This window comes from Flavobacterium sp. ST-158 (assembly GCF_058309975.1).
This window is the reverse complement of the sequence record NZ_JBZEEN010000004.1, coordinates 86,223-105,887: the sequence shown is the minus strand read 5'-3', so window position 1 is coordinate 105,887 and position 19,665 is coordinate 86,223. Positions and strand designations below refer to the sequence as shown.

Annotated in this window: 29 protein-coding genes; all 29 read right to left on the bottom strand. The window is 33.5% G+C overall.

Annotated elements, in window-relative coordinates; genetic code table 11:
• Nucleotides 1–20: 20 nt before the first annotated feature.
• Nucleotides 21–2,474 carry a polysaccharide biosynthesis tyrosine autokinase gene (locus tag AC4FRF_RS07925; protein ID WP_491158942.1) on the bottom strand — a complete coding sequence of 818 codons (2,454 nt, stop codon included), beginning with the start codon at nt 2,472–2,474 and terminating at the stop codon, nt 21–23.
• A 16-nt stretch (nt 2,475–2,490) separates the two neighbouring features.
• Nucleotides 2,491–3,279 carry a polysaccharide biosynthesis/export family protein gene (locus AC4FRF_RS07920; RefSeq protein WP_491158941.1) on the bottom strand — a complete coding sequence of 263 codons (789 nt, stop codon included), beginning with the start codon at nt 3,277–3,279 and terminating at the stop codon, nt 2,491–2,493.
• 69 nt (nt 3,280–3,348) lie between these two features.
• Nucleotides 3,349–3,969: a recombination mediator RecR gene (gene recR / locus AC4FRF_RS07915; protein ID WP_491158940.1), complete on the bottom strand. Its 621-nt coding sequence runs from the start codon at nt 3,967–3,969 to the stop codon at nt 3,349–3,351.
• 238 nt (nt 3,970–4,207) lie between these two features.
• Nucleotides 4,208–4,573, bottom strand: a complete 366-nt coding sequence (locus AC4FRF_RS07910) for a CoA-binding protein (protein WP_491158939.1) — start codon at nt 4,571–4,573, stop codon at nt 4,208–4,210.
• A gap of 78 nt (nt 4,574–4,651) precedes the next feature.
• Nucleotides 4,652–5,587: a citrulline utilization hydrolase CtlX gene (ctlX, locus tag AC4FRF_RS07905; protein ID WP_491158938.1), complete on the bottom strand. Its 936-nt coding sequence runs from the start codon at nt 5,585–5,587 to the stop codon at nt 4,652–4,654.
• A gap of 88 nt (nt 5,588–5,675) precedes the next feature.
• On the bottom strand, nt 5,676–6,953 hold the full coding sequence (locus tag AC4FRF_RS07900; RefSeq protein ID WP_491158937.1) for a citrate synthase: 1,278 nt from the start codon (nt 6,951–6,953) through the stop codon (nt 5,676–5,678).
• Nucleotides 6,954–7,109: 156 nt separating this feature from the next.
• Complete coding sequence (gene eno / locus AC4FRF_RS07895; RefSeq protein WP_066329339.1) at nt 7,110–8,402, bottom strand: phosphopyruvate hydratase; 1,293 nt, start codon at nt 8,400–8,402, stop codon at nt 7,110–7,112.
• 210 nt (nt 8,403–8,612) lie between these two features.
• Complete coding sequence (carA, locus tag AC4FRF_RS07890; RefSeq protein WP_491158936.1) at nt 8,613–9,713, bottom strand: glutamine-hydrolyzing carbamoyl-phosphate synthase small subunit; 1,101 nt, start codon at nt 9,711–9,713, stop codon at nt 8,613–8,615.
• 193 nt (nt 9,714–9,906) lie between these two features.
• Nucleotides 9,907–10,401 carry a 50S ribosomal protein L17 gene (rplQ, locus tag AC4FRF_RS07885; protein ID WP_491158935.1) on the bottom strand — a complete coding sequence of 165 codons (495 nt, stop codon included), beginning with the start codon at nt 10,399–10,401 and terminating at the stop codon, nt 9,907–9,909.
• A 62-nt stretch (nt 10,402–10,463) separates the two neighbouring features.
• The gene (locus tag AC4FRF_RS07880) at nt 10,464–11,456 is read right to left on the bottom strand and encodes a DNA-directed RNA polymerase subunit alpha (RefSeq protein ID WP_491158934.1); all 993 of its coding nucleotides are present in this window, start codon (nt 11,454–11,456) and stop codon (nt 10,464–10,466) included.
• A gap of 21 nt (nt 11,457–11,477) precedes the next feature.
• Entirely contained in the window at nt 11,478–12,083 is a 606-nt protein-coding gene (gene rpsD, locus AC4FRF_RS07875; RefSeq protein WP_491158933.1) for a 30S ribosomal protein S4, read from the bottom strand.
• A gap of 89 nt (nt 12,084–12,172) precedes the next feature.
• Nucleotides 12,173–12,556: a 30S ribosomal protein S11 gene (gene rpsK, locus AC4FRF_RS07870; protein WP_026714629.1), complete on the bottom strand. Its 384-nt coding sequence runs from the start codon at nt 12,554–12,556 to the stop codon at nt 12,173–12,175.
• A gap of 8 nt (nt 12,557–12,564) precedes the next feature.
• Nucleotides 12,565–12,939 (bottom strand): 30S ribosomal protein S13, encoded by a 375-nt coding sequence (gene rpsM, locus AC4FRF_RS07865; RefSeq protein WP_491158932.1) that lies wholly within the window; start codon nt 12,937–12,939, stop codon nt 12,565–12,567.
• 2 nt (nt 12,940–12,941) lie between these two features.
• Complete coding sequence (gene ykgO / locus AC4FRF_RS07860) at nt 12,942–13,058, bottom strand: type B 50S ribosomal protein L36 (protein WP_002987490.1); 117 nt, start codon at nt 13,056–13,058, stop codon at nt 12,942–12,944.
• An 11-nt stretch (nt 13,059–13,069) separates the two neighbouring features.
• Nucleotides 13,070–13,285, bottom strand: coding sequence for a translation initiation factor IF-1 (gene infA / locus AC4FRF_RS07855; protein ID WP_026714631.1), 216 nt, complete (start codon nt 13,283–13,285; stop codon nt 13,070–13,072).
• A gap of 4 nt (nt 13,286–13,289) precedes the next feature.
• Nucleotides 13,290–14,636, bottom strand: a complete 1,347-nt coding sequence (gene secY, locus AC4FRF_RS07850; RefSeq protein WP_491158931.1) for a preprotein translocase subunit SecY — start codon at nt 14,634–14,636, stop codon at nt 13,290–13,292.
• A gap of 13 nt (nt 14,637–14,649) precedes the next feature.
• A complete protein-coding gene (rplO, locus tag AC4FRF_RS07845) occupies nt 14,650–15,102 on the bottom strand; it encodes a 50S ribosomal protein L15 (protein ID WP_491158930.1) in 453 nt (150 codons plus the stop codon).
• 12 nt (nt 15,103–15,114) lie between these two features.
• Complete coding sequence (gene rpmD, locus AC4FRF_RS07840; protein WP_026707002.1) at nt 15,115–15,297, bottom strand: 50S ribosomal protein L30; 183 nt, start codon at nt 15,295–15,297, stop codon at nt 15,115–15,117.
• Between the two features lie 11 nt (nt 15,298–15,308).
• On the bottom strand, nt 15,309–15,833 hold the full coding sequence (rpsE, locus tag AC4FRF_RS07835) for a 30S ribosomal protein S5 (RefSeq protein ID WP_085949269.1): 525 nt from the start codon (nt 15,831–15,833) through the stop codon (nt 15,309–15,311).
• A 3-nt stretch (nt 15,834–15,836) separates the two neighbouring features.
• Nucleotides 15,837–16,187 carry a 50S ribosomal protein L18 gene (rplR, locus tag AC4FRF_RS07830; RefSeq protein WP_491158929.1) on the bottom strand — a complete coding sequence of 117 codons (351 nt, stop codon included), beginning with the start codon at nt 16,185–16,187 and terminating at the stop codon, nt 15,837–15,839.
• An 11-nt stretch (nt 16,188–16,198) separates the two neighbouring features.
• Complete coding sequence (rplF, locus tag AC4FRF_RS07825; protein WP_491158928.1) at nt 16,199–16,741, bottom strand: 50S ribosomal protein L6; 543 nt, start codon at nt 16,739–16,741, stop codon at nt 16,199–16,201.
• Between the two features lie 19 nt (nt 16,742–16,760).
• A complete protein-coding gene (gene rpsH, locus AC4FRF_RS07820; RefSeq protein ID WP_026714636.1) occupies nt 16,761–17,159 on the bottom strand; it encodes a 30S ribosomal protein S8 in 399 nt (132 codons plus the stop codon).
• Between the two features lie 73 nt (nt 17,160–17,232).
• Entirely contained in the window at nt 17,233–17,502 is a 270-nt protein-coding gene (gene rpsN, locus AC4FRF_RS07815) for a 30S ribosomal protein S14 (protein WP_026714637.1), read from the bottom strand.
• 3 nt (nt 17,503–17,505) lie between these two features.
• The gene (rplE, locus tag AC4FRF_RS07810) at nt 17,506–18,057 is read right to left on the bottom strand and encodes a 50S ribosomal protein L5 (protein ID WP_491158927.1); all 552 of its coding nucleotides are present in this window, start codon (nt 18,055–18,057) and stop codon (nt 17,506–17,508) included.
• Nucleotides 18,058–18,059: 2 nt separating this feature from the next.
• Nucleotides 18,060–18,374 carry a 50S ribosomal protein L24 gene (gene rplX, locus AC4FRF_RS07805; RefSeq protein WP_491158926.1) on the bottom strand — a complete coding sequence of 105 codons (315 nt, stop codon included), beginning with the start codon at nt 18,372–18,374 and terminating at the stop codon, nt 18,060–18,062.
• An 11-nt stretch (nt 18,375–18,385) separates the two neighbouring features.
• Nucleotides 18,386–18,754: a 50S ribosomal protein L14 gene (gene rplN / locus AC4FRF_RS07800; protein ID WP_026714640.1), complete on the bottom strand. Its 369-nt coding sequence runs from the start codon at nt 18,752–18,754 to the stop codon at nt 18,386–18,388.
• Between the two features lie 2 nt (nt 18,755–18,756).
• Nucleotides 18,757–19,014 (bottom strand): 30S ribosomal protein S17, encoded by a 258-nt coding sequence (gene rpsQ, locus AC4FRF_RS07795; RefSeq protein ID WP_024981515.1) that lies wholly within the window; start codon nt 19,012–19,014, stop codon nt 18,757–18,759.
• Nucleotides 19,015–19,030: 16 nt separating this feature from the next.
• Nucleotides 19,031–19,222, bottom strand: coding sequence for a 50S ribosomal protein L29 (rpmC, locus tag AC4FRF_RS07790; RefSeq protein ID WP_373389909.1), 192 nt, complete (start codon nt 19,220–19,222; stop codon nt 19,031–19,033).
• 11 nt (nt 19,223–19,233) lie between these two features.
• On the bottom strand, nt 19,234–19,659 hold the full coding sequence (rplP, locus tag AC4FRF_RS07785) for a 50S ribosomal protein L16 (protein WP_008464295.1): 426 nt from the start codon (nt 19,657–19,659) through the stop codon (nt 19,234–19,236).
• Between the last annotated feature and the right edge of the window lie 6 nt (nt 19,660–19,665).

The following is a 19,665-nucleotide window of genomic DNA, read 5'->3' as shown; positions in this document are numbered from 1 at the left end:
TGTTTCAACTAAGCTATTTACTAAACTTTTCTGATTTTTTTTATGATTTTTTCCAATATACTTTTTGGTTTTTCCTCCTCATGATAGCCATTTGAATATTCTCCATATCCGTAGCCATATCCGTAACCATAGGCCGAACCATATTTTGCTTTGTTTTCAAAACCATTCAAAATAATACTCACATTAGCCATTTCTCCACGTTTGACTCTATTGTTCAACAACGGAATCATTTCTTTCTTAGTGATATTTTGTCTCACTATGTATAAAGTTACATCGGCATATTGCCCTAGCTCTAATGAATCCGATACTAAACCTACCGGAGGCGTATCTAAAATAATATAGTCGTATTCTTTTTTCAATTCGCCAATTAATTCAGCCATAGATTCCCCAATAATTAATTCCGAAGGATTGGGAGGAACCGGCCCTGAAAGAATAACATCTAAATAAGGTATCTGTGTTACATTAACTATATCTTTCAAACTTTTTTGTTTAATCAAATAATTCACCACTCCAACATCATTCGATAAATTGAATTCTTCTGCCAACTTGGGTTTTCTTAAGTCCATACCAACAATCACGGTTTTCTTTTCGCTTAAGGCAAAAACGGTAGCAATGTTAATAGAACAAAAAGTCTTTCCTTCTCCACTAATAGAAGAAGTAATCATCAAGGTTTTTCCTCCTTCAACATGTTGCTTTTTGTATAAAAACTGTAACGAAGAACGAATGGCCCGAAAAGATTCTGATAATGCGGATTTTGGTCTATCAAAGACAGCTAACTCTCCATTTTCTTTATAAACACCCACAACCCCAATTAGAGGAATTTGAGTTTGCTTACTAACATCTTCCGCATTTTGAATGGAATTATTAATGAAAAAGATAATAAATATAAACACCAACGGGATAGTAAATCCAAGAAATGCAGCCAACACATAATTAACAGAAGTCTTAGGCCCTATCAAACCACCGCCAACATCTTTGGCTGGATCTATAAAATGTATATCCGATAAATTCGCAGCCTTTACAATATCAGCTTCACTTCTTTTTTGTAAAAATGTGCTATAAATTTTATCACTTAAATCGTATTTTCTTTTGATTTTAATGAGTTCTTGTTGGTCTTCTGGTAATTGTTTGATATTCCCTTCTGCCTGATTAATTTTACTATTTACCAATCCCAAATCAAACTGTAATGACGATTTTGCAGTTGCAATATTTTCTAATAAAACACTTTTAATAGCTTCCATTTGACTATCAAAGTCTCTAAATATTTTATCACTTTTTACTGCATAAGCCATTTCAGAACGTTGGGTAGAAAGCGCAATAAGCTTGGAAATATTAGCTACCACATTAGGGTCATCAATTCCTGCAACTGAAGGTGCTGGAAGTTTTGAATAATCTACGCTATTCTTCAAATAGGCTTTAAGCGAATTATAATAGGATAATTTGCGAGCAATAGCATCTTTTTCAACATCGTATTGGCTGATTTTTTCTGAAAATTGAGTCCCACCATTTTCCAGATTATAAACAGCTTTTCCTTTCTTGAAAGTTTTTAATTCTTCTCCTGCCATTTTTAATTGCGACTCCATAGCAATTAAGGTACTATCAATAAAAGAAATTGTATTAGTCGCAAACTGATTCTTACTATCTAACTGCCTTTTGATAAGCATTTTTACAGTCGAATTCAGGTATTCAACCATTCTAGCCTTATTAGTTCCTTGCAGCCTCAAGGTTAAGATAGAAGCTCCTTTATCATCTGGAATAACATTAATTCCTCTGTACCGTCCAACTGTTCCATTAAAATTATTGAATCTTACAAAATACTCTTTGTCTTTATAAAAACCTGGATTGTCTTTTATTTGTAATTTCCAATGCAAAAAAGGTAAAGAAACTTCTTCGCCTACTTTATATTTTTTGACAAAATCTCCTACTTCAACAGCTGTAGAACTATAAGAATTATCAGAATACGTAATTAACGAAGCTGAACTAGCTTGAAACGGAATTTTTATTTGATATTCTGATTCACTCAAAAAAGTAATACTAATCAAGTTTCCTGATAACTGCCCTTTGTTTTTATCAATAGTTACATAAAAAGGAACAACACCATAGGCATCAACCATATTGTACTTTTCCTGTTTTAAATAGTCAATATAAAACTGCAATTGATCGACTACTAATTCATTGTGAGAACGAGATTGCAAGGTCGTAGAAATGGTTTGCATTTGATCTGAAACGCCACCCCAATTGAACGTTAAACTGGTATTTGAAGTAAACAACGGATTACTTTCTTCTTTAACAGAAATTAAAGTCTCCATTTGATAAATTTTCTCTTTACGAATATTTACCTGATAAGCAATTGTAAAGGCAATAATCAAACTGACTATAAACCATTTCCAATAACTCAATATTTTTAACAGCAAGCCTTTGAAGTCAAAACTAACCTGGTTTTCAAAAAGAGAAAAATCTTTTATATCTAACATTTTTTCGAAATGTATTTTATCTTTTTAATAATAAAAAAATAGTTGTTCCTAACGATATCAAAGTAAACACGGTTCCTAATGATTCTATACCTGTTTTTCCTGTACCCCAAGTTTTTTGTCTTAAAGGTTTTATATAAATATAATCATTGGGTTGCAAATAATAATAAGGTGAATTCACCACATTAGCATCAGTCAAATCAAGGTTATGCATCTCATTTCCTGTTGGTGTTTTCCGGATAATGGTAACTGCTTTTCTATCACCTAGTAGAGAAATATCGCCGGCATTTGCAATAGCCTCCATAATATTTACGTGTTCCTGAAATAAGGTTTTAGTTCCGGTACTTCCAATTTCGCCATTAATGGTGTAACGAAAACCAGCTAATTTTACTATTACAAAAATATTAGCTTCTTTCTTAAAATACTCGTCTAACAATTGTTTTTCTATACGTTGTCTAACTTCGTCAAGCGTATAACCTATTACATTTAACTCTCCTAAAATAGGCATTCTAATATTTCCGTGATCATCAACTGTAAAACCATTAAAATACAAAGCCGACTCTGACTTTCCTGCTTCTCCTTGATTAGTAGTACTAAAAATTTCAACTAATTTTGGGTCATTTGCTTTTATACTAATACTTAACACATCATTAGATTGCAGACGATATGGTTTAGAAACTACCGCCGAAATAGTTGGCTCTACATCGGTTTCATTTTTATTTTGTAAATAAATCAAATCCCTTGTTGAAATACAGGAAGAAAACAACACACTAATGCTTAACAATAAACCAAATAGATACTTCCCCATTTTATTATTTTAGATAACAAATATAACTTTTCATTTACGATATTAAAAGCCTCGTTATTATTAAACCGCTTAATTATTCTTAATAGCCTTTTCAAAAGGCAATCGTTGCAAAATACTCCGGCCTAAAGTCACTTCGTCAGCATATTCCAGTTCATCCCCCACTGCAATTCCTCTGGCAATAGTAGAAATCATAATATCCGAATCGGAGATTTGTTTGTAAATATAAAAATTCGTGGTATCGCCCTCCATCGTAGAACTCAATGCAAAAATAACTTCGGTCAACTTTCCTGACCTTACTTTTTCTACCAAGGTTGAAATCTTGAGTTGGCTTGGTCCCACTCCGTCTATTGGCGAGATTTTCCCTCCTAAAACATGGTAAATTCCTTTGAACTGCCCCGTGTTTTCAATAGCCATAACATCTCTAATATCTTCAACCACACATACCAGTTGATGATTTCTATTTGTATTACTGCATATCTCGCAAACAGCAGTATCAGATATATTATGACAGCTTTCGCAAAACTTAATCTCCTCACGCATAGCCACGAGCGCCTGAGTTAAAAAACCCGTTTGCTCTTTAGGTTGTTTTAATAAATGCAATACTAACCGTAAAGCCGTTCTCTTACCGATTCCTGGCAATTGCGAAATCTCATTTACCGCTTTTTCTAATAATTTTGAAGAAAATTCCATAGTTGCAAATGTAACAATTTGTTTATTGAAATAATTAATTATTCAAAATCCCTTTTTAGCTTTTAGTAAAATTATTAAATCCATTTCATCTACAAATTAAATCCTTTCTTGAACTTATTATTAATTTCAAAACGTTACCAAAATCTAATTGTGTTTCAAAACAAAGATGCCTTTAAAACCAAAAAGCCATCTTCTAAACAAGATGGCTATACTATTATTTATTACAATGGACTAAATATTAATATTGATTTGTAGTCAATAAAACTAAAGTACAAGCTACTTCAACCTTAATGTTATTCAATTCTAAAAGTTGATACAATTCTGGGTTTTCTGCCCCTGGATTAAAAATAACACGCTTAGGCTGCGCTTCAACTATATAATTGTAATAATCGCGTTGATTTTTAGCATTCAAATACAAAGTAATCGTATCGATATTTTTTAAAGGAATTGCTTTCGTTCTAATTTTAACTCCTGCAACTTCGCCTTGATTTTGACCAATCGCTAAAACAGAATGCTCTTTTTCCACAAGCATCTCTATTGCTTTAAACACTGGTTTATGAACCTTTGTAGAGGCTCCAAGAACCAAAGTTTTTTTATTTTTCATTTCGTATTATTTTTCACAAAAGTAGTGAAAATACAACTAGTATTGTTTTATAAAAACCAAACTAACGTAATTAGTCATTTAACTCTTTGGCAAGAAAATTTCAGCCATCATACATCTAGCACTTCCTCCTCCACAAGTTTCTATGGTTTGTAAATTAGCACTTAAAATGGTTCCGTATTTTTCAAATTGATTTTTTTGATTTACACTGAGCGACTCTAAAGCCGTTGTACTCATTACAATATATCTTGTATCATTTGCTCCTGACACTTCCAATACATTAGCCACAAACTGCTCTGCTTGCTTCTCATTAATCAAGATCAACTCCTTTCCGTCATCTCTTAGGTTATCTAAAACCATTTTTCGCTCTTTTTTATCAGCAATCATATCGGCACAAATAACTGCAAAATACTCCCCAATACTCATCATCACATTAGTATGATACACTAATTTTTTTTGACCGTCTACAGTATGAAAGGCTTCAAAAATTACAGGAGCACAATCAAAATCTTCACAAAACTCAATAAACAGCTCCTCATCAGCTCTTGGAGACAAGGCGCAATAGGCTTTAGCATTAGCCCTATCTAAAACCAAACTACCCGTTCCTTCCAGAAAAAGACCATCCTCTTCTGCCGAAGTAAAATCGATAGTATTTTCAATTACAAAACCCTTTCCTTCCAAAAGATCAAAAATATCTTCCCGACGTTCCTCTCTCCGATTCTCGGCAAACATAGGATACAAAACAACATCTGCATTTTCATGAAAAGAAACCCAATTGTTTGGAAAAATACTATCTGGCGTATCTGTATCTAAAGTATCGTCAACTACTATAACATTAACACCAACTTCTTTTAACTGCCCTACTAAGGCATCAAATTCTTGTTGGGTTTTAGCATTAATTGCAGCAGGAAACATACCGCTTAATTCTTTTTGAAAGTGATTATTTTCTGTGGTTTGCTCATTCATTCTAAAAGCCACCGGACGTATCATCAAAACTGAATTACTAACTTGTTTCATATAATTCAAAAAATAATATTAATTGCTATTTTCTAAGATAAAAAAAAGCCTCACTTTTCAGTGAAGCTTCATTATTTTTAAGATTCGATTATTGAGGTCTTTTAAACTCTCTTAAAGCAGAACCTGTATAAATTTGTCTTGGTCTTCCAATTGGCTCTTTGTTTTCACGCATTTCTTTCCATTGCGCAATCCAACCTGGTAATCTACCAATAGCAAACATTACTGTAAACATATCAGTAGGAATCCCTAAAGCTCTGTAAATAATTCCAGAATAGAAATCAACGTTTGGATATAGATTTCTTGCTTTGAAATACTCATCTTCTAAAGCTGCTGCTTCTAATTTTTTAGCGATATCTAAAATTGGATCATCAACTCCTAAAGTACCTAACACTTCATTAGCTGCCTTTTTAATAATTTTAGCACGAGGATCAAAGTTTTTATACACTCTATGTCCGAATCCCATTAAACGGAATGGATCATTTTTATCTTTTGCTTTAGCTAAATACTTTTCAGTATCTCCTCCGTTTTTGTGAATTTCTTCCAACATTTCTAAAACTGCCTGATTAGCACCTCCATGCAATGGCCCCCATAAGGCGGAAACACCTGCAGAAATTGAAGCAAATAAACCTGCATGAGAAGAACCTACCATTCTTACTGTAGATGTAGAACAGTTTTGCTCATGATCAGCATGAAGAATAAACAATTTATCTAAAGCTTCAGTTACAACTGGGCTTAGTTTATAAGGCTCCGTAGGCAATTCAAACATCAACTTCATGAAGTTTTCTACATATCCTTTTGTATTATCATAATAATTCAATGGATATCCCATACTTTTTCTGTAAGTCCAAGTTGCAATTACCAAAAATTTACCCATAGTTTTGCAAACTGCCTGGTACAATTCTTTTTCATTTTCAACATTTACCGATTTTGGATTAAAAGCAGTCAATGCACTTGTTAAAGCAGCTAAAACACCCATTGGATGTGCTGTTCTAGGGAAGCCATCAATAATACCTTTCATTTCCTCATTTACTAAGGTATGCTTTCTAATATCTGTTTCAAATTGTTCCAATTGAGCAGCTGTTGGCAATTCGCCAAAAATCAAAAGATAAGAAACTTCTAAGAAGTTCGCCTGATCTGCTAAATCTTCAATAGCATATCCTCTGTAGCGTAAAATTCCCAATTCTCCATCTAAGAATGTAATTCCACTAGTACAAGAACCTGAATTTTTAAAACCTGGATCAATAGTAATTGCCCCTGTTAAATCTCTTAATTTGTTAATATTGATAGCTTCTTCGTTCTCACTTCCCTTAATAACAGGAAACTCATACTTCTTACCATCAATCTCTAATATAGCTGTTTTTGACATAATAATTTGAAATAAATCTTTACACTTAATAATTTACCAAATCTAAGGATAATAACATTAATTAAAAAGAGAAAAAACTAGTGATATTGTTAAATTTGAAAAAAAAAGCCACTCTTTTAATAAGAGTGGCTTTTAAAAAATAACAAATTGTTATTCTTATTTTATTTTGAATGCTTTTAATCCAGGAAAATAAGCTGTGTTCCCTAATTCTTCTTCAATTCTTAACAATTGATTGTATTTAGCCATACGGTCAGAACGAGAAGCAGAACCTGTTTTAATTTGACCACAGTTTAATGCTACAGCTAAATCAGCAATAGTATTATCTTCAGTTTCTCCAGAGCGGTGAGACATTACTGAAGTATAACCCGCATTTTTAGCCATATTTACTGCTGCAATCGTTTCTGTCAAAGTACCAATTTGGTTTACTTTAATAAGGATTGAGTTAGCAATTCCTTTTTCAATACCAGTTGACAAACGTTGAACATTAGTTACAAACAAATCATCACCTACTAATTGAACTTTATCACCAATTTTTTCAGTTAATAATTTCCAACCTTCCCAGTCGTTTTCATCCATACCATCTTCGATAGAGATAATTGGGTATTTAGTAGTTAATTCAGCTAAATATTCAGCTTGTTCAGCAGAAGTTCTTACTTTTCCAGTTTCTCCTTCAAATTTTGTGTAGTCGTATTTACCATCTACATAAAATTCAGCAGAAGCACAGTCTAAAGCAATCATAATTTCATCACCAAAAGAATATCCTGCTTTTTCAACTGCTAACTTAATAGTATCTAAAGCATCTTCAGTACCACCAGCTAAGTTTGGAGCAAATCCACCTTCGTCACCTACAGCTGTAGAAAGACCTCTGTCGTGTAACACTTTTTTCAAGTTATGAAAAATCTCAGTACCCATTTGCATAGAGTGAGAGAATGAAGTTGCTTTTACTGGAAAAATCATGAATTCTTGGAAAGCAATAGGCGCATCAGAGTGCGAACCACCGTTGATGATGTTCATCATTGGAACAGGCAATGTATTAGCAGAAACTCCACCTACATATCTGTATAAAGGCAATCCTAGTTCAGCAGCAGCAGCTTTAGCCACAGCTAAAGAAACTCCTAAAATTGCATTAGCTCCTAATTTAGATTTATTTGGAGTTCCGTCTAAATCAATCATCATTTGATCGATTAGATTTTGTTCAAAAACTGACGTTCCTACTAATTCTTCAGCAATAACAGTATTAACATTGTTCACTGCATTTAAAACTCCTTTTCCTAAAAAAGCTTTTCCTCCATCACGTAACTCTACAGCTTCGTGCTCTCCGGTTGAAGCTCCAGAAGGTACAGCAGCTCTACCTAAAACACCATTTTCTGTAATTACATCTACTTCTACAGTAGGATTACCTCTTGAATCAAGAATTTGTCTTGCATGAATTTTGATAATAATACTCATATTACTTAGTTTTTAAATTTTCGGTTACAAATATATTCTAAGTTTTTCAAACAAAGCACTATTTTTTTCATTCGTTATCAACGAAAACGTTATAAAAGTTTTTTTTAAACATAATTTAAAATAAAATTTACAAATAAAGACCACCAGAACTACTTAAAACAAAAAAAGACCCAACATTGCTGTTGGGTCTTTTTCATTTTATCTAAAAAATTACTTTTTCAAATTCTGTACAAATTGATCAAATAAGTAAGAAGAATCATGTGGTCCTGGACTAGCTTCTGGATGGTATTGAACAGAAAAACAATTTTTGTTTTTCATTCTCATTCCCGCTACAGTACCGTCATTTAAATGAAGATGCGTAATTTCCATTTCCGGATTCGCTTCTAATTCTTCTCTATTTACCGCAAAACCGTGATTTTGAGAAGTTATTTCTCCTTTACCAGTAATCAAATTACTTACAGGATGGTTAATTCCACGGTGACCATTAAACATTTTATACGTTGAAATTCCATTTGCCAAACCAATTACTTGATGTCCTAAACAAATTCCGAATAAAGGCTTATTGTTTGCCAAAATTTCTTTAGCTACTCCAATAGCACTCTCTAAAGGTTCTGGATCTCCAGGTCCATTAGACAAAAAGAATCCATCAGGATTAAATGAAGCTAAATCAGCATAAGAAGAATCATAAGGATACACCTTGATATAGCAATCTCTTTTTGCCAGATTACGAAGAATATTTGTTTTAACTCCTAAATCTAAAGCAGAAACTTTATATGTTGCATTTTCATCTCCATAAAAATAAGGTTCCTTAGTAGATACTTTAGATGCTAATTCCAAACCTTCCATATCCGGAACACTAGCCAAAGCAGCTTTTAATTCTTCAATTGGAGTGTCATCAGTGCAAATTACGGCATTCATAGCCCCATGCTCTCTAATATAACTTACTAAAGCACGAGTATCTACATCAGAGATACAGATTAAATTTTGTTTAGCAAAATAATCTTCCAAGCTTCCAGAGGCATCTTCTCTTGAATAGTTAAAACTGAAATTTTTACAAACCAAACCAGCAATTTTAATTCCGTTTGATTCTACTTCGGTTTCATTAACGCCATAGTTTCCAATATGCGCGTTGGTAGCTACCATAATTTGTCCAAAATAAGATGGATCGGTAAAAATTTCTTGATAACCGGTCATTCCAGTATTAAAACATACTTCACCAAAAGTGGTTCCGCTGATTCCGATAGATTTTCCGTGGAATATAGTTCCGTCACTTAATAAAAGGATGGCGCTTTTTCGTGTTGTGTATTTCATTTGTTGTTAAATATGGTGCAAATTTAATTCATTAAAGCAGCGAAAGCAACAATTTTAAAAAATTATTTTAAAATCCGATTTCTTAAAGTTGTAACTAGCCAACACTACTTGTATTGGGTAATAAAAAATCAAAAAAAAAGGATAAACTAAAAAATAGTTTATCCTTGATTTTATTGAATGATTATTTTCATAATTATTCAGCAGTTTCGTCAGTAGTTTCAGTTTCAGCAGCAGGAGCTTCAGTAGCAGGAGCCTCTTCTGTTTTCTTAGCTTTACCACCACGACGGCTTTTTGCTTTTTTAACTTCTTTTTTACCTCCGTTGTAAAGTTCGTTAAAATCTACTAATTCGATCATTGCCATATCAGCATTATCTCCTAAACGATTTCCAACTTTAATGATACGAGTGTATCCACCTGGACGGTCACCAACTTTAGCAGCAACGTCTCTGAATAAATCAGTTACAGCATATTTGCTACGCAAGTTAGCAAAAACAATACGACGATTGTGAGTCGTATCATTTTTAGATTTTGTTATAAGCGGCTCAACGAATTGTTTAAGCGCTTTTGCTTTAGCAACAGTAGTATTAATACGTTTGTGCTCAATAAGAGAACAAGCCATATTAGCCAACATAGATTTTCTATGTGCAGTCTGTCTGCTTAAGTGGTTGAATTTTTTTCCGTGTCTCATGACGTGTTTTTTTAACCCCTCATCTTGCTTCTATCCTCTATGGAGAGCAAAATATGAGTAATTTATTCTTTATCTAGTTTGTATTTCGTTAAATCCATTCCGAAAGTCAAATTCTTCACAGCTACTAATTCATCAAGTTCTGTTAAAGATTTTTTACCGAAATTACGGAACTTCATTAAGTCATTTTTATTGAATGATACTAAATCACCAAGTGTATCAACTTCAGCCGCTTTCAAACAATTTAAGGCTCTCACAGACAAATCCATATCAACAAGCTTAGTTTTAAGCAATTGTCTCATATGTAATGACTCTTCGTCATAAGATTCTGTTTGTGCAATTTCATCAGCCTCAAGTGTAATTCTTTCGTCAGAGAACAACATGAAATGGTGAATTAAAACTTTTGCAGCTTCAGTAAGAGCATCTTTAGGATTGATAGAACCATCAGTTTTAATTTCGAAAACTAATTTTTCATAATCTGTTTTTTGCTCTACACGGAAGTTCTCGATTGCATATTTTACATTCTTAACAGGTGTAAAAATAGAATCAGTAAAAATAGTTCCAATTGCAGCATTCTGTTTTTTGTTCTCCTCAGCAGGAACATATCCTCTACCTTTCTCGATTGTTAAATCAAGATTCAATTTGATTTTTGGATCTAAATTACAAATTACAAGTTCTGGGTTCAAAACTTGGAAACCTGAAATAAATTTTTGAAAATCACCTGCTGTTAACTGATCTTTACCTGAAACAGAAATAGAAACTGATTCATTATCGATATCTTCAATTTGACGTTTGAAACGTACTTGTTTTAGATTAAGGATAATTTCGGTAACATCTTCAACAACTCCTGAAATAGTAGAAAACTCATGATCTACACCTTCTATGCGGACAGATGTAATTGCATAACCTTCCAATGCTGAAAGCAAAACTCTTCTAAGTGCATTACCAACAGTCAATCCATAACCAGGTTCTAAAGGTCTAAATTCGAATTTACCTTCAAAATCGGTTGAATCGATCATGATAACTTTATCGGGCTTTTGAAAATTAAATATTGCCATAAATTTCGACTAAGTCAATTATTATTTGTTGTACAACTCTACGATTAATTGTTCTTTAATGTTTTCTGGAATTTGAAGTCTAGCCGGTACAGCAACGAAAGTACCTTCTTTAACGTCATTGTTCCAAGTAATCCATTCATAAACTTGACTTGAATTAGATAAAGAACGTTCGATAGCTTCTAAAGATTTAGATTTTTCACGAACTGCAACTTTATCACCAGGTTTAAGGTGGTAAGAAGGAATATTTACAACTTCACCATTAACAGTGATGTGTCTGTGAGAAACTAATTGTCTAGCACCTCTTCTAGAAGGAGCAATACCCATTCTAAAAACTACGTTATCCAATCTTGCCTCACATAATTGTAAAAGAACTTCACCAGTAACACCTTTAGTAGCTGATGCTTTTTTGAATAAACCTCTGAATTGTTTTTCTAAAATTCCATAAGAATATTTAGCTTTTTGCTTTTCCATTAACTGGATAGCATATTCAGATTTTTTACCTCTTTTTTTAGCCATCCCGTGTTGTCCAGGAGGGTAATTTCTTTTTTCGAAAGATTTATCATCTCCGAAGATTGCTTCGCCAAATTTACGAGCAATTCTAGTTTTAGGACCAGTATATCTTGCCATTTCAATGAATTAATTAAGGTAGAGATTATGAATTCAGGTCATATCCTTCGATAATCGTGTTTCTACCTAGTTATACTTAAATTATATTATTAAACTCTACGTCTCTTTGGAGGACGACATCCGTTGTGTGGCATTGGAGTAACGTCGATAATTTCAGTTACTTCGATTCCACCGTTATGAATAGAACGGATAGCAGACTCACGTCCGTTTCCTGGTCCTTTTACATAAACCTTAACTTTTTTCAATCCAGCTTCAAGAGCTACTTTACTACAATCTTCTGCGGCCATTTGAGCTGCGTATGGAGTGTTCTTTTTAGAACCTCTAAAACCCATTTTACCAGCTGAAGACCAAGAAATAACTTCACCTTTTTTGTTTGTCAAAGAAATGATGATGTTATTGAAGGTAGCAGAAATATGAGCTTCTCCCGTTGATTCAACGATAACTTTACGTTTTTTTGTAGTTGCTTTAGCCATATTACTTATTATTTAGTTGCTTTTTTCTTGTTAGCAACAGTTTTTCTTTTACCTTTTCTAGTTCTAGAGTTATTTTTAGTTCTTTGCCCTCTTAAAGGAAGACCAGTTCTGTGACGAATACCTCTATAACATCCAATATCCATTAAACGTTTAATGTTCAAAGAAATTTCTGAACGCAATTCTCCTTCAATTTTGAAAGAAGAAACTGCCTCACGGATTGCTCCAATCTCGTCATCATTCCAGTCTTGAACTTTTTTGTCTTGGCTAACTTGAGCTTTCTCTAAAATCTCTATAGCTCTACTTTTTCCTAATCCGAAGATGTAGGTAAGTGCAATAACACCTCTCTTGTTTTTTGGGATATCTACCCCTGCTATTCTTGCCATAATTATCCTTGTCTTTGTTTAAATCTAGGATTCTTTTTGTTTATTACGTATAATCTTCCTTTTCTACGTACGATAATGCACTCGGCACTTCTCTTTTTTACTGATGCTCTTACTTTCATTGTGAATATCTTTAATATCTATAAGTAATTCTTGCTTTAGACAAATCGTAAGGACTCATTTCTAATTTCACTTTATCACCAGGTAATAATTTGATGTAATGCATACGCATTTTTCCAGAAATATGAGCAATTACAACATGTCCATTCTCTAATTCTACACGGAACATAGCATTTGACAATGCTTCAATGATTGATCCGTCTTGTTCTATTGCTGATTGTTTTGCCATAAAATTAAGCTACTGCTTTTCTATTTTTTCCGCTTTTCATTAAACCATCATAATGTTTATTCAACAAGTATGAATTGATCTGTTGAATTGTGTCAATTGCAACACCTACCATAATAATTAACGAGGTACCTCCAAAAAACATTGCCCAAGATTGTTGAACATCCATAAGACTTACAACTATCGCTGGGAACACAGCTATTAGAGCAAGAAATAAAGAACCTGGAAAAGTTATCAAAGACATCACTTTGTCAAGAAAATCAGATGTTTCAGCTCCAGGTCTAACACCAGGAATAAAACCTCCACTTCTTTTAAGATCATCTGACATTTTATTAGTAGGAACCGTAATTGCAGTATAAAAGAAAGTAAATACAACAATCAATGTTGCAAAAACCAAATTATACCAAAAACCGAACATATTACTAAAAGCACCTACAATAGATTGTGAAGCGTCAGATTTAGACAACCCTGCTACAGCAGCAGGTATAAACATAATTGCTTGCGCAAAAATGATAGGCATAACTCCAGAAGCATTAAGCTTCAAAGGAATCCATTGTCTATTTCCACCTAACATATCTTGTTCAAAATCACCAGAAGCAGTACGACGAGCATACTGAACTGGTATTTTTCGAATAGCCATAGTTAACAATACACACGCAATGATAACTAAAAGCCAAATAATTATTTCAACTACTAACAACATTGGACCTCCATTGTTATTAGTAACTCTAGTTGTAAATTCTTGAATAAATGCTTGAGGAAATCTTGCAAGAATACCCACCATAATTAATAGCGAAATACCATTACCAATTCCTTTATCAGTTATTTTTTCTCCCAACCACATGGCAAAAATTGTACCTGTAACTAAGATAATTACTGAAGAAAATAAGAATTCAAAAGAATTAAAACCTAATAAAAATGCACTACTTGGTAAAGTTCTGTAAAGATTATAAATATACGTAGGCCCTTGAACTAAAGTAATTACAATAGTCAACCAACGTGTAATTTGGTTAATCTTTTTTCTACCACTTTCTCCATCACTTTGTAATTTTTGCAAATAAGGAATAGCTATTCCCATTAACTGTACAACGATAGATGCAGAAATATAAGGCATAATTCCTAAAGCAAAAACTGACGCTTTAGAAAAAGCTCCTCCAGTAAACATATCTAAGATAGATCCAATACCATTTTTGGTTTGGCCAGCTAAACTGTTTAATTGTGTAGCGTCAATTCCTGGAAGAGTAACGTGAGCTCCAAAACGATAAACTAATAGCAAACCTAAAGTGATTAGGATTCTGTTTTTTAGTTCCTCGATTTTCCAAACATTACTTATTGATTCAATAAATTTCTTCATATTAATTGAAAAATTATATTGTTACAGCTTCTCCACCAGCAGCTTCAATAGCAGCTTTTGCAGTAGCAGTAAATTTGTGAGCAGTTACTTTTAATTTAGCTTTCAATTCTCCTCTTCCTAAAATCTTTACAATTTCATTCTTAGTAGCCAAACGGTTTGCAACAAAAACTGTCATATCAACAGTATCAGTAACAATTCCATTATCTACCAATAATTGAAGTGTATCAAGATTTACACCTTCGTATTCTTTACGATTGATGTTTGTAAAACCAAACTTAGGAACACGTCTTTGAAGTGGCATTTGTCCACCTTCAAAACCAATCTTTTTAGAATATCCAGAACGAGATTTTGCTCCTTTGTGTCCACGTGCAGCGGTACCACCTTTTCCAGAACCTTCTCCTCTACCTAATCTTTTATTTTGATTGTGTGTTGACCCTTCAGCTGGTTGTAAGTTACTTAAATTCATAACAGTTATTTGTTATTTAGCTTCTTCAACAGAAACTAAGTGTTTAACTTTGTTTATCATCCCAAGGATTGCAGGGTTTGAGTCATGTTCTACAACTTGACCCATTTTACGTAGACCTAAAGCCTCTAATCCTCTTTTTTGATCAAGTGGACAGTTGATTTTACTTCTAACTTGTTTTACTAATAATTTAGCCATAATTTCCTTGATTAACCTTTAAAAACTTTTTCTAAAGATACTCCTCTTTGTTTTGCAACGGTGTGAGCACTTCTCATTTGTAATAAAGCATCAAAAGTTGCTTTCACTACGTTGTGAGGATTTGATGATCCTTGAGATTTTGATAATACATCGTGAATACCTACTGATTCAAGAACTGAACGAACAGCTCCACCAGCAATAACTCCTGTACCATGAGAAGCAGGAATTAAAAACACACGTGCACCACCAAATTTACCTTTTTGTTCGTGAGGAACTGATTGACCATTCAAAGGAATTCTCACTAAATTTTTCTTAGCATCTTCTACTGCTTTCGCAATTGCTTCAGAAACGTCTTTAGATTTTCCTAATCCGTGTCCAACTACTCCATTTTCATCACCTACAACTACAATAGCAGAAAAACCAAAAGCTCTACCTCCTTTTGTAACCTTAGTAACACGATTTACACTTACCAGACGATCTTTTAATTCAAGACCACTTGGTTTTACTAATTCTACATTTTTGTATTTAGACATAATATATTAGAATTTAAGTCCAGCGGCTCTTGCGCCCTCTGCTAATGATTTAATACGACCGTGGTATAAGTATCCTCCTCTATCGAATTTTACTGTTTCAACCCCAGCTTTTAACGCTTTTTCTGCAACAAGTTTTCCAACTGCAGCCGCAACTTCAACGTTAGTACCTTTTCCTATTTCTTTCTCTCTTGAAGAAGCAGATAATAATGTAACTCCATTTACGTCATCAATTAATTGAGCGTAAATTTCTTTGTTACTTCTAAATACAGATAATCTTGGATTAGTAGCAGTACCACTTATCGTTTTTCTGATTCTGAATCTGATTCTCTGTCTTCTTTCAGGTTTTGTTAATGACATAATCTTATTTTTTAAGCTGATTTACCTGCTTTTCTTCTTAATACTTCACCTACAAATTTAACACCTTTTCCTTTGTATGGTTCTGGCTTACGGAAACCTCTGATTTTCGCAGCAACAGCTCCTAAAAGTTGTTTGTCAAATGATGTTAATTTTACAATTGGGTTCTTACCTTTTTCAGATATAGTTTCAACGGTTACTTCTGGAGCAACTTCTAAAACAATATTGTGAGAAAATCCAAGAGCTAAATCTAATTTTTGTCCTTGGTTAGAAGCTCTATAACCTACTCCTACCAATTCCAATGATTTTGTAAAGCCATCAGTTACACCAACAATCATGTTATTGATTAAAGATCTATATAAACCGTGTTTTGCTCTTTGATCTTTATGATCAGATGATCTTTCAACTAGAACTTGATCACCTTCAACTTTTACAGTTACATCCGAAAACTCCTGTGTTAGTTGACCATTTTTTCCTTTTACTGTAATGATACCGTCTTTAACTTCAACAGTTACTCCAGCAGGGATTACAATTGGACTTTTTCCTATTCTTGACATCTTAATAAGTCTTTTTAAATTAGTATACGTAGCAAATTACTTCACCACCTACATTTAATTGCTTAGCTTTCTTTCCAGTCATCAAACCTTTTGATGTAGAAACAATAGCAATACCCAATCCGTTAAGGATTCTAGGAATGTTTGCAGAACTTGAATATTTACGCAAACCTGGCTTACTAATTCTTTGGATATCTTTAATAACTGGCTCTTTAGTATCTTTATCGTACTTCAAAGCAATTTTGATAGAACCTTGAACAGTGTTCTCTTCAAATTTGTAACTCAAGATATAACCTTGATCAAATAAGATCTTAGTTATCTCTTTTTTTAGATTAGATGCCGGAATTTCAACAACTTTGTGGTTTGCAGCCACAGCGTTTCTAACTCGCGTTAAATAATCTGCAATAGGATCTGTATTCATATTTATTAATTTGCGGTTATGGTTTTCTTTGAGCCTTTCTCATTGAACCTTTAACCAATTAAAATTCAATTTGTTACCAGCTTGCTTTTTTAACCCCTGGTATCAATCCATTATTAGCCATTTCACGGAAAGTTACACGTGAAATACCGAATTGACGCATGTACCCTCTTGGTCTTCCTGTTAATTTACAACGATTGTGTAAACGAACTGGTGAAGCATTTTTTGGTAATTTTTGCAAACCTACGAAATCTCCAGCCTCTATCAAAGCTTTTCTTTTCTCAGCATACTTTTCTACCGTTTTTTGTCTCTTAACCTCGCGGGCTTTCATTGATTCTTTAGCCATGTCTTAATTCTTTTTAAAAGGTAAACCTAATTCAGCCAATAATGACTTTGCTTCTTTGTCTGTTTGAGCAGTAGTAACAAAAGTGATATCCATTCCTGAAATTTTGTTCACTTTATCAATATCAATTTCAGGGAAAATGATTTGCTCTAAAACTCCAAGGTTATAATTACCTCTTCCATCGAATCCAGTAGCTTTGATACCACTAAAATCTCTTACACGTGGTAAAGCAGAAGTAATAAGTCTATCTAAAAACTCATACATTCTTTCTCCACGTAAAGTAACTTTTGCTCCAATCGGCATTCCTTTTCTCAATTTGAAAGAAGCAACGTCTTTCTTAGAGATTGTAGAAACTGCTTTTTGTCCAGTGATCTTAGTTAACTCATCAACTGCATAGTCAATCAATTTTTTATCAGATACAGCTGCTCCAACTCCACGGCTTAAAACGATTTTTTCCAATTTAGGAACTTGCATTACGTTTTTGTATCCGAATTCTTCTGTAAGAGCAGAGATTACTCTACTCTTATATTCCTCTTTTAATCTAGGTATATACGCCATTACTATAGTACTTGATTAGATTTTTTTGAAAATCTTACTTTCTTATCTCCTTCAACTCTTATACCTACTCTAGTTGTTTCCTTAGTTTTAGGATCAATTAAAGAGATATTAGAAATTTGAATAGGAGCTTCCTTCTTAACGATTCCTCCTTGAGGGTTTTTTGCACTTGGTTTTGTGTGTTTCGAAACCATGTTTACACCTTCAACAATCGCTTTGTTTTTTTCACGGTCAACACGTAATACTTTACCTTCAGCACCTTTGTGATCTCCAGCAATTACTCTTACAATGTCACCTGATTTTATTTTTAGCTTTATCATCTTATAGCGAATTAAAGCACTTCTGGTGCTAATGATACAATTTTCATGAATTGTTTTTCACGAAGTTCTCTTGCTACCGGACCAAAAACACGAGTTCCTCTCATTTCCCCTGCAGCGTTCAAAAGAACACATGCATTGTCATCGAAACGGATATAAGAACCATCGGCTCTTCTCACTTCTTTTTTGGTACGTACAACAACTGCAGTTGAAACAGCTCCTTTTTTAACGTTTCCGTTTGGAGTTGAATCTTTTATAGATACTACAATCTTGTCACCAACAGAGGCATACCTTCTTTTAGTACCTCCTAAAACACGGATAGTTAAAACTTCTTTAGCTCCTGTGTTATCTGCTACTTTTAGTCTTGATTCTTGTTGTACCATAATTATTTAGCTCTTTCTAGGATTTCAACTAATCTCCAACATTTTGATTTACTTAAAGGACGCGTTTCGCTAATTCTTACAGTATCTCCAATGTTACAGTCATTTGTTTCGTCATGTGCAACAAATTTCTTTGTTTTCAATACGAATTTACCGTATAATGGGTGTTTTACTTTAGTTACTTGTGCAACAACAATAGATTTATCCATTTTGTTAGAAGTTACAACACCAATTCTTTCTTTTCTTAAATTTCTTTTTTCCATCTTTCGCAGATTACAATTATTGCACCTCTCTTTTAGTAAGCTCTGTAGCTAATCTCGCAACTGTTCTTCTCAAACTTCTAATTTGAAGTGGATTTTCGATTGGAGATATTGCGTGAGCCATTTTTAGGTCAGCATATGTTTTCTTAGCTTGGCTAAGATTTTCTTGCAACTGTGCTGCAGAAAGATCTTTTATTTCTGATTGTTTCATAATAATATAGATTATGCTTCGAAATCTCTAGCAACAACGAATTTAGTTTTTACTGGTAGTTTTTGAGCTGCAAGACGTAAAGCCTCTTTTGCAACTGACAATGGAACTCCACCAACTTCAAACATAATTCTTCCGGGTTTAACAACAGCTGCCCAATATTCAACGGCACCTTTACCTTTACCCATACGTACCTCAAGAGGTTTCTTAGTAATTGGTTTGTCTGGAAATATCTTAATCCACAATTGTCCCTCTCTTTTCATGTAACGAGTTGCTGCAATACGAGCCGCCTCGATTTGACGTGAAGTAAGAAACATACCATCTTCATGAACAGATTTAATACCAAACATTCCGTTAGAAAGTTCATGCCCTCTTTGAGAGTTCCCTTTCATTCTACCTTTTTGTACCTTACGGTATTTTGTTCTTTTAGGCTGTAACATTTTTCT